Here is a 15,070-nt window from a genome sequence, read left to right on the forward strand (position 1 = left end):
CTGTCGTACGCGCAGCAGCGGATGTGGTTCGTGAACCGGTTCGACCCCGACTCGGCGGCGTACAGCATTCCCATGCTGCTGCGGATCGCGGGCCGGGTGGAGGTGGCGGCGCTGACCACGGCGGTGCGGGATGTGCTCGTTCGGCACGAGGTGCTGCGGACCCGGTATCCCGAGGTGGCCGGCATTCCGCACCAGGTGGTGGTGCCGGTCGAGGAACTGGCCGAGGCCGTGGACTTCGACCTCACGCCCCAGGCGGTGGACGAGGCCGGTGCCCGCGCGGTGATCGCCGGTGTGGTGGCAACGGGTTTCGATGTGGCGCAGCACATTCCGCTGCGGGCACGGTTGCTGTCGGTGCGTCCCGACGAGTTCGTGCTGGTGCTGGTGGTGCACCACATCAATGCCGACGGTTTCTCCATCGCGGTGCTGGCCCGGGATCTGGCCGCGGCGTATGCGGCGAGGTGCCGGGGGCGGCAGCCGGAGTGGGCACCGCTGCCGGTGCAGTACGCCGACTACACGCTGTGGCAACGTGAGCTGCTCGGATCGGTCACCGATCCGGAATCCGTGCTGGCGCGGCAGCGTCGGTACTGGGTAGCGCAGCTGGACGGGTTACCCGAGGTAATGGCGCTGCCCACCGATCGCCCGCGCGCGGCGGTGGCATCGCATCGCGGCGCGAAGCACGCCTTCGCGGTGGAACCCGAGGTGGTCGCGCAGCTGCGGGAACTGGCGCATACCGGTGGCGTCACGGTATTCATGATCTTCCACGCCGCCCTGGCGGTCGTGCTGTCCCGGCTGTCGGGCAGCCGGGACATCGCCATCGGCTCACCGGTGTCCGGCCGCGGCGTCGCCGAGTTGGACGATCTCGTGGGCATGTTCGTGAATACGATCGTGCTGCGCACCCGGGTGGACGAGGCGGAACCCTTCGCCGATCTGCTGGCGCGGGTGCGCGGGGTGGACCTGGACGCGTTCGCGCACGCGGAAATTCCCTTCGAGCAGGTGGTGGAGGCGGTGGATCCGCCGCGCAGCCGGGCGCATCATCCGCTGTTCCAGGTCATGCTGGCCTTCCACAATCTCGACGAGGTCCGGTTCGACTTCCCCGGCCTGGTGGTGACCGGCTCGGGAGCCGACACCGGGATCGAGCGCTTCGACCTGACCTTCACACTGAGCGACACACCGGACGCCACCGGGGCGATACCGGTCGAACTCGGCTATGCCACCGATCTTTTCGACCCGGCCACGATCGAGGCGCTGGCCCGGCGGCTGTGCTCGGTGCTGCGCACGGTGGCGCACGATCCCGCCGTCGTGGTGCGCGATATCGATGTGCTGTCGCCGTCGGAGCGACACCGGCTGCTCGACGTCTGGGGCCGCAACGACCACGTCGTGGACGGCGTACTGCTGCCCGACCTGCTGGCGGCGGCGGTGGCGAGCAATCCGGATGGCGACGCGGTGGTGGACGGGGACCGGCGGCTCAGCTACCGGGATCTGGATGAACGCTCGAATCGACTGGCGCGCTGGCTGATCGACCGCACGATCGGTCCCGAGGCCGTGGTGGCCGTCGGGCTGCCCCGGTCGCTGGAATGGGTGCTCGCGGTATGCGCGGTCGCCAAGACGGGGGCCGCCTTCTTATCCGTGGATCCGGCGCATCCAATGGAGCGCAATCACTTCGTCTGTGCGGATTCCGCTGTGCGGGTGGGCATCACGGCCCAACGGTATGCGGCGGCACTGCCCGCCGACGGCATGTCCTGGCTGGTGGCCGATGATCCGGCCGCCAGCGCCGATATCGAGGCGTGCGCGGGCACCGTCGTGACCGATGCCGAGCGCATCGCGTCGCCGCACCCGGCGACCACGGCCTATGTCGTCTACACCTCGGGTTCCACGGGCCGTCCGAAGGGCGTGGCGGTCACGCACACCGGCCTGGCCGCGCTGGTGGCCGACCAGCGGCGGCGCGCCGGGGTGGCCGCCGATTCGCGCGTGCTCGCGGTCGCCGCCCGTACCTTCGACGCGGCGATCCTGGAACTGCTGCTGTCACTGTCCGGCGGTGCGGCACTGGTGCTCGCGCCCGAGGACGTGTACGGCGGGCCGCCGCTGGCGGATCTGCTGCGGGCACAGCGCATTACGCACGCCTTCCTCACCCCGTCGGTGGCGATGTCGGTGGACCCCGACGGGCTCGACGCCCTACGGGTCGTCATGACCGGCGGCGACCAGTGTGGACCGCAGCTGGTTTCGCGCTGGTCGGGTACCGATCCGGGGCGGCGGCGCACGGTGCACAACCTCTACGGTCCGGCCGAGGCGAGCATCTGGGTCACGGCGGCGGAACCGGCCGTGGGTCGATCGGTGGGTATCGGCGGCCCGATCGCCGGGATGTCGGTCGCCGTCCTGGACGAGTGGCTGCGCCCGGTCCCGGCCGGGGTGGTCGGCGAACTGTACGTCTCCGGTCCCGGCGTGGCCCGCGGGTATCGGGGGCGGCCGGGCCTGACGGCGACGCGGTTCGTGGCCGATCCGCACGGGCGGCCCGGCGAACGGCGGTACCGCACAGGTGATCTGGTGCGCTGGATCGACGACGCGGCGTCCGGCACCGCCGAACTGGCCTATGTCGGCCGCGCCGACTCGCAGGTGAAGGTACGCGGTCAGCGGTTGGAGCTCGGTGAGGTGGAGGCCGCGCTGAGCGAGGTCGGCGGGGTCGAACAGGCGGTCGCCGCCGCCCGGACCACCGCCGCCGGGACGCGATTGATCGCCTATGTGACGGCGTCCGGGTCCGAACTGGACGCGGTGGCGGTGCGGGAGGCGGTGAGTCGCCGCCTGCCGGGCTACATGGTGCCCGATGCGGTGACCGTTCTCGACGCGCTGCCCCTGAGCAGCAGCGGCAAGGTGGACCGGCGTGCCCTACCCGAGCCGGTGTTCGACGCGCCCACCTTCCGGGCGCCCGCCACACCGGTCGAGGAGACCATCGCCCGGGTTGTCGCCGAGGTGCTGGGCATCGAGCGGGTGGGAGCCGACGACGACTTCTTCGTCCTGGGCGGCGATTCGATCATCTCCATCCAGGTGGTGGCCAAGGCCCGCGAACGCGGGGTGGTGTTCGGCCCGAAGGACGTGTTCGAACAGCGCACGCCCGCCCGACTGGCGGTGATCGCGCGCACCGCCGAGCCGGAGGCCGTCCGCGTCACCGCGGACGATGGTGCGGGCGAGTTCCCGCTGCTGCCGGTGGCTCGGTGGATGGTGGAGTGGGGCGGCGGATTCCGGCGCTTCGAACAGCATGTGCTGCTGCGACTCCCGGCCGATGTCGACGCGGCGGCTCTCGCCCTGGCGGTCGGCGCACTGCTCGATCGTCACGACGCCCTGCGGTCCACCCTGCGGCGCAACGGGTTCGGCGACTGGACGCTGGTCGTGCCCGCACCCGGCAGCGTGCTCGCCGCCGACGTGCTGTCCCGGCGGGCGATCGATCCCGCAACCGACCCGGATACCGAGGCGGGGCGGGCGGCCATCGCGGATATCGCCGCCGCGGCACTGGATTCGGCCCAGGCCGGGCTCGATCCGGCCGCCGGGGCGATGATGCGGTGCGTGTGGCTCGACCCCGGCGATCACACGCCCGGTTGGCTGCTGATGGTGGCGCACCACCTGGTGGTAGACGGCGTGTCCTGGCGGATCGTCATCCCCGATCTGCTGTCCGCGCTCGCGCAGGCGGGATCGGGGACGCCGCCGGTGCTGCCGCCGGTCGGCACGTCCCTGCGCCGCTGGACGCACGGCCTGCACGCGGCGGCGACCGCCCCGCGTCGGCGCGGTGAGCTGGCGCTCTGGCAGCACATGACGTCCGGCCCCGATCCGCTCTGGGGCGGACGCGATCTCGACCCGGCCATCGACACCGCCGCCACGCTCGACGAGGTGCGCGTCGAGTTGCCGCCCGCGGTGACCCGTGCGCTGCTGTCGCGGGTGCCCGCGGTATTCCACGGCGGCGTCGACGACGGACTGCTCGCGGGGCTGGTGGTGGCGGTGCGCCGCTGGCGGTCCCACCGCGGTGTGGACGACCCGTCGGTGCTGATCCGGTTGGAGGGCCACGGGCGTGAGGAACAGGTCGTGCCGGGAGCGGATCTGTCGCGGACCGTGGGCTGGTTCACCTCCATGTACCCGGTGCGCTTCGACCTGTCCGGCATCGACCCCGACACGGTGGCGGCGGGCGGGGCCGAACTCGACGCCGTGGTGCGGACGGTCAAGGAGACACTGCGCTCGATCCCGGACCGGGGCATCGGCTACGGCCTGCTGCGCTATCTCGACGCGGAGAGCGCGAACCATCTGCCGCACCGCATGCCCGGCCGCATCGGCTTCAACTACCTCGGCCGCCTGGCGGGACTCGGCGACGACGGCATCGACGGCGGGCTGGGCGAACTGCCCGGCACCCCGGATCCGGAGATGCCGGTGACCCTGGCCGTGGATATCAGTGCGATCGTCAGCGGCGACCGCCTGCGCGCCAGTTTCCGCTACCCGCGTACGCTGCTGCACCGCGCGGAGGTGCACGAGCTGGCGTCGGCCTGGTCGCAGGCGCTGACCGACCTGGCCGAGCACGCCGAACTGCCCGGCGCGGGCGGGCACAGCCCCTCCGACTTCGCGCTGGTGTCGCTGACCCGATCCGACGTCACCGCACTGGAATCCGCCTACCCGACACTGCGCGACGTGTGGCCGGTGACGCCGCTGCAAGCCGGACTGCTGTTCCACGCCGAACTCGACGCCGACGTCGACCTGTACACCGCCCAGCTGGTGCTGCGGCTGACCGGTGCCCTGGACGCGGATCGCCTGCACGACGTCGCGCACGCGGTCCTGGACGCCCATCCGAGCCTGCGCACCGCGTACACCACCACCGGCAGCGGCGTCAGCGTCGCCGTCGTGCTCGACGATGTCGAACCGCCCTGGCAGGTAGTGGATCTCACCGATCGGCAGGGCGGTGACGGGTCGGCCGCCGCGGCGGACGCCACCGTCGTTCTCGCGGAGCTGGCCGCCGCGGAGCGGGACCGGCGCTTCGCCCCGGCGTCCGCGCCGCTGCTGCGCTTCGTCCTCGCGCGGCTGGCCGCCGACCGCTGGGCGCTGGTGCTGACCAACCACCACGTCATTCTCGACGGCTGGTCGTGGCCGCTGCTCATCACCGAACTGTTCACCCGCTACGCCGAGCCGGACACCCGCTCCCTCGGCGCGGCCGGATCGTATCGGGACTTCCTGGCCTGGCTGGCCGCCCGGGACGTGGACGCGGCGCGTGCGGCGTGGCGCGAAACCCTGCACGGTGCCGAACCGACCCTGGTCGCGGCGAGCACCGACACCGGGTCCGGCGCGGTGGCCGACTACGCCGTCGCCCTCGACGACGCCGACACCCGGGCGCTGCTGGCGACCGCCGCGGCCGCCGGTGTGACGGTCAATACGGTGCTGCAATCGGTCTGGGCGCTACTGGTCGGGCAGCTGACCGGTCGCGACGATGTGGTGTTCGGTTCGACGGTGTCGGGTCGTCCGGCTGAGCTGCCCGGTGCCGAGCGCGCCATCGGCCTGTTCATCAATACGGTGCCGACCCGGGTGCGGCTGCGCCCGGCCGAGACCCTCACCCGGTTGTGGCAGCGTATGCACGACGAGCAGGCGACGCTGCTCGACCATCAGCATCTCGGACTCACCGACATCCATGAACTCACCGGCTGCGATCGCCTGTTCGACACGGTCATGGTGTTCGAGTCCTATCCCCTCGACGCCGAGCGGATCCGGGCGCTCACCGGTCGCGCCGGTATCGGCATCGACGGCGTGGACGCGACCGATGCCACGCACTACCCGCTGACGTGCAGCGTCACGTTGCAGGAGACGCTGCGGCTGCGGTTGCAGTACCGGCCAGAACTGTTCACCGAAGTCGCCATCGCCGCCTTCGCTCAGCGCCTACGACAGGTGCTGGGTGCGATCGCCGCCGACGCGGCCCTGCCGCTGCGGGCCGTGGACCCGCTGCCGCCCGCGCAACGGCGACTGCTGTCGCACCGTGGGCGCGGGGTCGCCGTCGACCCCGGCTCGTCCGAGGTGACGCTGCCGCTCCTGCTGGCCGCCGCCGTGGCGGGCGATCCCGAGGGCGACGCGGTCGTGGACGGGGACCGGCGGATCACCTACCGGGAGCTGGACGAGCGGTCGAATCGGTTGGCGCACTTCCTGATCGACCGGGGCATCGGTCCGGAGACGGTGGTGGCGATCGGGCTGCCGAGGTCGCTGGACTGGGTGACGGCGGTCTGGGCCGTCGCCAAGACCGGTGCGGCCTTCCTCTCGCTCGATCCCGGGCATCCACAGGAACGCAATTCCTTCATGTGCGCCGATTCCGCCGTGCCGGTGGGCATTACCGTCACACGGCAGGCGGCGACACTGCCGAGTGAGACCATCGGCTGGCTGGTGGTCGACGATCCGGCCGTGGCGGCCGACATCCGGCAGTACCCGCCGACACCGGTCACGGTTCGGCCGCACCCGGACGGCACCGCCTACATCGTCTACACCTCGGGCTCGACCGGCCGCCCCAAGGGCGTCGCCATCACCCACACCGGACTCGCGGCCCTGTGCGCCGAACAGCGCCAGCGATTCGGAGTGACCCCGGACGCACGGGTGCTGAGCGTGGCCGCCCGCACCTTCGACGCCGCCGTCTTCGAACTGCTGCTGGCGCTGTCGGGTTCCGCGACGCTGGTGGTCAGCCCGCCCGACGTCTACGGCGGCCGAGCCCTGGCCGACCTGCTGCGCGCCGAACGGGTCAGCCACGCCGTGCTCACCCCGTCCGTGGCCGCCACCGTCGACCCCGCCGGGCTCGACGACCTGGAGGTGCTCACCCTCGCCGGTGAGGCCTGCCCGCCCGCCCTGGTCGCCCGGTGGTCGCATACCGACCGCGCGAGTCGGCGCCGGGTGCACAACCTGTACGGCCCCGCCGAGGCCACGATCTGGGTGACCGGCAGCGCGGACCTGCGGGCCGGTGCACCGGTACCCATGGGTACGGTCGTCGCCGGAATGACGGTGCGCGTGCTGGATTCGTGGCTGCGGCCGGTTCCCACCGGCGTGGTGGGCGAGCTGTATGTCTGCGGCGCGGGACTGGCCCGGGGCTATGCGGGCCGCCCGGGACAGACCGCCGCCCGTTTCATCGCCGACCCCTGCGGTGAGACCGGACGCCGCATGTACCGCACCGGCGATCTCGTGCGCTGGACGACAGACGACAACGGCTCGGGCGCCGCGGAACTGGAGTTCGTCGGACGCGGTGACGGCCAGGTCAAGGTGCGGGGACAGCGTCTGGAGCCGGGGGAGGTCGAAGCCGCCCTGACCGACCTCGCCGGTATCGACCGGGCCGTCGTGCTGGTGCACACCCCGGCGGACGGCGACGGCGCGCGCCTGGTGGCCTATGTGGTGGCCGATCCGGGCCACCGTCCGGATCCGGCCCGGATCCGGGAAGCCGTGGGCCGACGCCTGCCCGGCTTCATGGTGCCGGATGCGGTGCTGGTGCTCGACGAGCTGCCGCTGACGGTGAACGGCAAGCTGGACAGGGCGGCGCTGCCCGAACCCGTGTCGGCGCGGGCCGCCTATCGCGCGCCCGCCACGCCGATCGAAGCGCGGGTGGCGGCCATCGTCGCCGAGGTGCTCGGTACCGGCCGCGTCGGAGGAGATGACGACTTCTTCGCGCTGGGCGGCAATTCCCTGTCCGCCACCCGGCTGTCGGCGCGGCTGGCCGACGGGATCGGAGTCACGGTGGGCCTGCGCGATATCTTCGCGCGGCCGGTGGTGGGCGAGTTGGCGGCGACACTCACCGCCCGGGTGGCGGAATCGGCCACCGCCGCAGCGGTTCCGCCACTGCGGCCGCGGACGCGCCCGGAGCGGGTGCCGCTGTCCTTCGCGCAGCAGCGCATGTGGTTCGTGAACCGCTTCGCACCGGACTCCGTCGCCTACAGCATTCCCATGGTGTTGCGGCTGACCGGTCGTGTGGACGTGGCCGCGCTGTCGGCGGCGGTATGGGATGTGCTCGGCCGCCACGAGGTGCTGCGCACGCGCTATCCCGACGCGGACGGCGTTCCCTATCAGTCGGTGGTGCCGGTCGCGGAGCTGGCCGCCGCGGCGGAGGTGGACACCACACCGCGCCCCGTGGCAGCCGCCGCTGTCGCGGCGACCGTCGCCGCCGAGGTGGCGGTGGGATTCGATGTCGCGCAGCGGATTCCGCTGCGGGTGCGGCTGCTGTCGGTGGGGCCCGAGGAGTTCGTGCTGGTGTGGGTGGTGCACCACATCGGCGCGGACGGCTTCTCGATGGGTCCGCTGGCCCGCGATCTGGCCGAGGCATATCGGGCCAGGCGCGCCGGACGGCACCCGGCGTGGGCGCCGCTGCCGGTGCAGTACGCCGACTACACCCTGTGGCAGCGAGAACTCCTCGGCTCGGCGGACGACCCGACCTCGCTGCTGACGCGACAGCTCCGGTACTGGTCCGAGCAGTTGGACGGATTGCCGGACACCCTGGACCTGCCGACCGACCGGCCCCGACCGGCCGTGGCGTCGCATCGGGGAGCCACCCTCCACGTCACGGTCGCACCGAGCGTGGTCGCCGGGCTGCACGACACCGCCCGCGCTCGCGGCGTCACGGTGTTCATGATCGTCCACGCCGCCCTGGCGGTCGTGTTGTCGCGGCTGTCGGGCAGCGCCGATATCGCCGTCGGGTCGCCGGTCGCGGGGCGCGGCGCGGCCGAACTCGACGGTCTCGTCGGCATGTTCGTGAACACGGTGGTGCTGCGTACCCGGATCGACGAGTCGGCAACGATCGCCGACCTGCTGGCCGCGGTGCGCGACGTCGACCTGGAAGCGTTCGCGCACGCCGAGATTCCGTTCGAACAGGTGGTGGAGGCGGTGGATCCGCCGCGCAGCGAGTCCCGGCACCCGCTGTTCCAGGTGATGCTGGCCTTCCACAATCTCGCCGACGCCGACATCGCCCTGCCCGGAGTCGATGTCGTCGCATCGGGTGCCGACACCGGCGTGGAACGGTTCGACCTGACCCTCACCGCCGCCGACACCCCCGACGAACGCGGGGCCATGCCGATCGCGATCGGCTACGCCACCGATCTGTTCGACGAGGCCACGGTGTCCGCGTTCGCGCAGCGGCTGATCCGTGTACTGAGCGCCTGCACCGCCGACTCCGACCGCGCCGTGCGGGATATCGACATCCTCTCGGCCTCCGAACGGCACAGCCTGCTCTCCGAATGGGGCCGCGCCGACACCGTCCCGGCCTCCGACGGCGGCACGCTGCCCGAACTGCTGGCGCGGGCCGTGGCAGCGAATCCCGATGGGTACGCGGTCGTCGCGGGCGAACGCCGCCTGACCTACCGGGCCGCGGACGAACACACGAATCGGTTGGCGCGCTGCCTGATCGAGCGCGGGGTCGGCCCCGAGTCGGTGGTCGCCATCGGCATGCCGCGGTCGCTGGAATGGGTGCTGGCGGTCTGGGCCGTCACCAAGGCCGGGGCCGGATTCCTCTCCCTCGATCCGGCGCATCCGGGCGAGCGCAATCGGTTCCTGTGCGCCGATTCCGAGGTGCGCGTGGGGATCACACTGGAGCGCCACCGTGCGGAGCTGTCGGACGCGGTGCCCGAATGGCTGGTCGTGGACGCTCCGGAAGTGGCGCAGCGGGTTCGCGACCAGCCCGCCGCACCGGTGACCGACGCGGATCGGCGCGGTGCGCTCCATCCCGATGCCCTCGCCTACATCGTCTACACCTCGGGGTCGACCGGCCGTCCGAAGGGCGTCGCGGTCACCCATGCCGGATTGTCCGCGGTCGCCGCCACCCAGGCGCAGCGGTACGCGATCGACACCGAGTCGCGAATACTGGGCGTGGCCGCCCGCACCTTCGACGCCGCCGTGCTGGAGATCCTGCTCGCCGTCCCCGCCGGCGCGACGCTGGTGCTCGCGCCCGCCGACGTCTACGGCGGCGAACCGCTGGCCGAACTCCTGCGCGCACAACGCATCAGCCACCTCTTCTGGACCCCGGCGGTGGCACGGTCGGTGGACCCCGACGGACTCGACGCACTGCGGGTGGTCACGGTCGGCGGCGAGCACTACCCACCGGATCTGATGGCACGGTGGTCGCGCACCGACACCGCGCGTGCGCGGCGCTTCTTCAATGTCTACGGCCCCACGGAGACCACCGTCATCGTGACCGTCAGCCCCGAACTCCGCGCGGGTGATCCGATCACCCTCGGCGCGGGTATCGCGGGCATGTCCATGCGGGTGCTGGATTCGTCCCTGCGGCCGGTTCCGGTGGGCGTGGTGGGTGAGCTGTACGTGTCGGGCCCCGGTGTGGCACGCGGGTATCGGGGTCGTGCGGGATTGACGGCGGGACGCTTCATCGCCGACCCCTACGGGCGACCCGGCGAGCGGCTGTACCGCACCGGCGATCTGGTGCGGTGGGTGAACGGCAGCGAATCCGACTCCGCCACCGGCATTCTGGAGTATGTCGGCCGGTCCGACTTCCAGGTGAAGGTCCGTGGTCAGCGTCTGGAACCGGGTGAGGTCGAGGCCGCGCTGACCGGGGTGACCGGCGTGGCGCAGGCCGTCGCGCTCGCGCACGGCAGCGAGGACGCCGCCGGAGCGCGATTGGTGGCCTACGTGGTCGCCGCGCCCGGAACCGAGCTCGATCCGGCAGCGGTGCGGGAGTCGGTGCGCCGACGCCTGCCCGGCTATCTGGTGCCGGATGTGGTGACGGTGCTCGACGAACTGCCACTGACCAGCAGCGGCAAGATCGACCGCCGCGCACTGCCGGAACCGGTGCTCACCCCGCACCAGTTCCGGGCACCGGCCACCCCCGCCGAACAGGTGGTGGCCGAGGTGTTCGCCGAGGTGCTGGGCATCGACCGGGTCGGCGCGGAGGACGACTTCTTCGCCCTGGGCGGCGACTCCATCGTCTCCATCCAGGTGGTGGCGAAGGCGCGGGCCCGGGGCGTGGCCTTCGGCCCGCGCGACGTTTTCGAACAGCGGACGGCGGCGCGCCTGGCGGCCGTCGCCGACACCACCGCGGCCGCCGGGGCCACGCTGGCGGAGCTGCCCGGCGGCGGTGTGGGCGAACTGCCGCTGCTGCCGGTAGCGCACTGGATGGTGCAGTGGGGGAAGGGTTTCCGGCGTTTCGAGCAACACGTGGTGCTGCGGCTGCCCGACGGCGTGACCGAAACCGGGCTGCACACCGCGCTGGGCGCGCTGCTGGACCACCACGACATGCTGCGCTCGAAGCTGCGGTGCGATGCGCCCGGACAGTGGTGGATCTCGGTCGCGCCGCCGAGCACGGTCGCCGCGGCGTCGCGGCTGCGTCACCGGCCGATCGACCCGGAGCTGGTATCCGACGGCCTGGAGGCCGTCACGAATATCGCCGCCGCGGAGCTGGATTCGGCTCTGCGAGCGCTCGATCCGGCCGCCGGGGCGATGGTGCGGTTCGTCTGGCTCGACCTCGGCGATATGCCCGGTTGGCTGCTGGTGGTGGCGCACCACCTGGTGGTCGACGGCGTGTCCTGGCGCGTGCTGGTCCCGGATCTGCTGTCGGCGCTCGACCGGGTGCGCACCGGCGCGGCCCCCGTTCTCGCCCCCGTGGGCACCTCGATGCGGCGGTGGGCGCACGGCCTCGTCGCGGCGGCCGCGGAACCGGCTCGGCTGGCGGAACTGGAGTTCTGGCAGGGCATCGTCGACGGACCCGACCCGCTGTGGGGCGGACGGGACCTCGACCCCGCGGTCGATACCGCCGAGACGCTCGACCAGGTGCGCGTGGAGCTGCCCGAGGCGGTCACGCGCACCCTGCTGACCACGGTCCCGACCGCATTCCACGGCGGCGTCAACGACGGGCTGCTCGCCGGTCTGGCCGTGGCCGTGCGACTCTGGCTGGCGCGCCGCGGCAGCGACGAACCGACGGTGCTGGTGCGGCTGGAAGGGCACGGGCGCGAGGAACAGGTGGTGCCCGGCGCGGACCTGTCCCGCACCGTGGGCTGGTTCACCTCGATGTTCCCGGTGCGCTTCGATCTGACCGGCGTCGACCTCGCGGACGTCGCCACGGTGGTGCGGTCGGTGAAGGAGACCCTGCGCGCCCTCCCGGACAAGGGCATCGGCTACGCCCTGCTGCGCTATCTCAATCCCGACACCGCCGCCCGGCTGCCCGATCGCATGCCCGGACGGATCGGCTTCAACTATCTGGGCCGAGTCTCCGCCGCCGACACCGGCGACAGCGAGGTGCACGGCGGACTGGGCGAGCTCGATGCCGCACCGGATCCGGATATGCCGGTGACGGTGGCGGTGGACATCAGCGCGATCGCCATCGACGATCGGCTGCGGGCCAGTTTCCGCTTCCCGCGTACGCTGCTCGATCGGTCCGAGGTCGAGGAGTTCGCACAGCTGTGGTCGCAGGCGTTGACCGCGATCGCCGAATGTGCCGAAATACCCGGTGCGGGTGGGCATTCGCCGTCCGACTTCGAGCTGGTGCGGCTCACGCAATCGGAGATCGACGCGTTGGAGGCCGCGTACCCGTCCCTGGGTGACATCTGGCCGGTGACTCCGTTGCAAGCCGGACTGCTGTTCCATGCCCACCTGGTCGACGCCGACGCGGACGCCTATGTCGCACAGCTGATGCTGCGACTGTCCGGTGACCTGGACGCCGACCGGCTGCGCCGCGCGGCGGCCACGCTGCTGGCCCGCCACGACGGCCTGCGCACCGCGTTCCATACCACCGACAGCGGCAGCACCGTAGCGGTGCTCCGCGACGACGTCGAACTGCCGTGGCGGGTAGTGGATCTCACCGACGATCCCGATCCGGACACCGCGCTGGCGCGGTTGGCCGCGACGGAGAAGGCGACCCCCTTCGACCTCACCGCCGCACCGCTGCTGCGGTGCACGGTCGCCGCACTGCCCGCCGACCGCTGGGCGCTGGTGCTGACCAACCACCATGTGATCCTCGACGGCTGGTCCTGGCCGCTACTGCTCACCGATCTGTTCGGCCACTACGCCGACGCGCCGGGAACGCCGTCCGGTTCGTACCGGGACTTCCTCGTCTGGTTGGCGGCCCGGGACCGGGACGCGGCCCGCGCCGCCTGGACCGCCGCGCTCGACGGCGCCGAACCCACCCTTCTCGCCGCCGGGGCCACCCTCGGCACCGGCCCGCTCGCGGTGGCCGATCACGCGATCACGCTGGACGACAGCGAAACCCGCGACCTGCTGGCCGCCGCCGCGGCGGCGGGCGTGACCGTCAACACCGTCCTCCAGTCGGCCTGGGCGATCATGATCGCACGGTGGAGCGGACGCACCGACGTGGTCTTCGGGGCCACGGTCTCCGGGCGTCCCGGCGACCTGCCCGCCGCCGAGCGCACCATCGGCCTGTTCATCAATACGATTCCGACCCGGGTTCGCCTGCGCCCCGACGAATCCGTGACCCAGCTCTGGGCTCGCATGCACCAGGAACAGGCAGCGCTGCTCGACCACCACCATGTCGGCCTGCGCGAGATTCACGCGCTCACCGGGCAGGACAGTCTGTTCGACACCCTCATAGTGCTGGAGTCGTACCCGGTGGACGCCGACGGCATCGAACACAGCATCGGCGACGGCGGCCTCACCGTCGAGCGCATCGTCGCCGACGACGCCACCCACTACCCGCTGACCTGCACCGCCACCGTCCAGGACACCCTGCGCCTGCGAATCCAGTACCACACGGCGATTTTCGACGCCGACACCATCGCCGAGTTCACCCGGCAACTGCGGCGGGTGCTGCACATCATCGGCACCGAGACCGCCACCACGGTGCGCGACATCGACCCGCTGCCGGAGCGGGAGCGTCGGCTGCCGCCGTGCGCCGGGGACGACCACGCCGGGGCGGGCACTCCGCTGCCGGACCTGCTGGCGGCGGCCGTGGCGAGCAATCCGGACGGCGCGGCGCTGGTGGACGGCGATCGCACCCTCACCTACCGGCAACTGGACGAGCAGACGAATCGCCTGGCGCGCTTCCTGATCGGCCGCGGCGTCGGCCCCGAGTCGGTGGTGGCGGTGGGCGTGCCCCGCTCCCTGAACTGGGTGCTGGCGGTCTGGGCGGTCGCCAAGACCGGCGCGGCCTTCCTGTCCGTGGACCCGGGCCACCCGATCGACCGCAATCGCTACGTCTGCGCCGATTCCCGGGTGCGGGTCGGTCTCACCGTGACCGCGCACACCGCCGACCTCCCGGTGAACGGGGTGTCGTGGCTGGTCCTCGACGCGACCGCCACCTCGGACGAGATCGCGGCGTGCGCGCCCGCACCGGTGACGGCCGCGGACCGCGGTGCGGTGCGACCGTCCACCACGGCCTATGTGGTCTACACCTCCGGTTCGACGGGTCGGCCGAAGGGGGTGGAGGTCACCCATGCCGGACTGGCGAACCTGGTGGCCGACCACCGGAACCGCGTTGCCGTCGACCCGGATTCGCGCGTGCTGGCGGTCGCGGCGCGCACCTTCGACGCGGCCTTGCTGGAACTGCTGCTCGCGGTCTCCGGCCGCGCCGCGCTGGTCGTCGCGCCCGAGCAGACTTACGGCGGCCCGCCGTTGGCGGACCTGCTGCGATCGCGGCGCATCACCCACGCGTTCCTCACGCCCGCGGTGGCGCTGTCGATGGACGCCGACGGACTCGACGCGCTGCGGGTCGTGCTGACCGGCGGCGATCGCTGCCCACCGCAGTTGGTGGCGCGGTGGTCGCGCACCGACCCGGCCCGGCGGCGGCGCGTGCACAACCTGTACGGTCCGGCGGAGGCCACCATCTGGGTGACCGGGAGCCGCGAGTTGCGCGCGGATGCGCCGATCACGCTGGGCGCGAACATCACCGGCATGTCGGTGGCGGTCCTGGACACCTGGCTGCGGCCCGTGCCCACGGGCGTGGTCGGTGAACTCTACGTCTCGGGACCCGGGGTGGCGCGCGGCTATCGGGGCCGTGCGGGCCTCACCGCGACCCGGTTCGTGGCCGACCCTCACGGCCGGCCGGGGCGACGCATGTACCGCACCGGCGACCTGGTGCGCTGGATCACCGGCGAATCGGGTTCCGGTGCCGGGGAACTGGAGTTCGTCGGGCGTTCCGACT

At 72.2% G+C, this 15,070-nt stretch carries 1 protein-coding gene; it reads left to right on the forward strand.

The features are described 5' to 3' along the window. Positions 1–15,070, forward strand: a 15,070-nt coding sequence (locus QK444_RS17780; protein WP_282781715.1) for a non-ribosomal peptide synthetase, incomplete at both ends; no start/stop codon positions are given.

Origin of the sequence: Nocardia sp. CC201C (assembly GCF_030010695.1) — a bacterium.
Taxonomy (GTDB): Bacteria; Actinomycetota; Actinomycetes; order Mycobacteriales; family Mycobacteriaceae; genus Nocardia; species Nocardia otitidiscaviarum.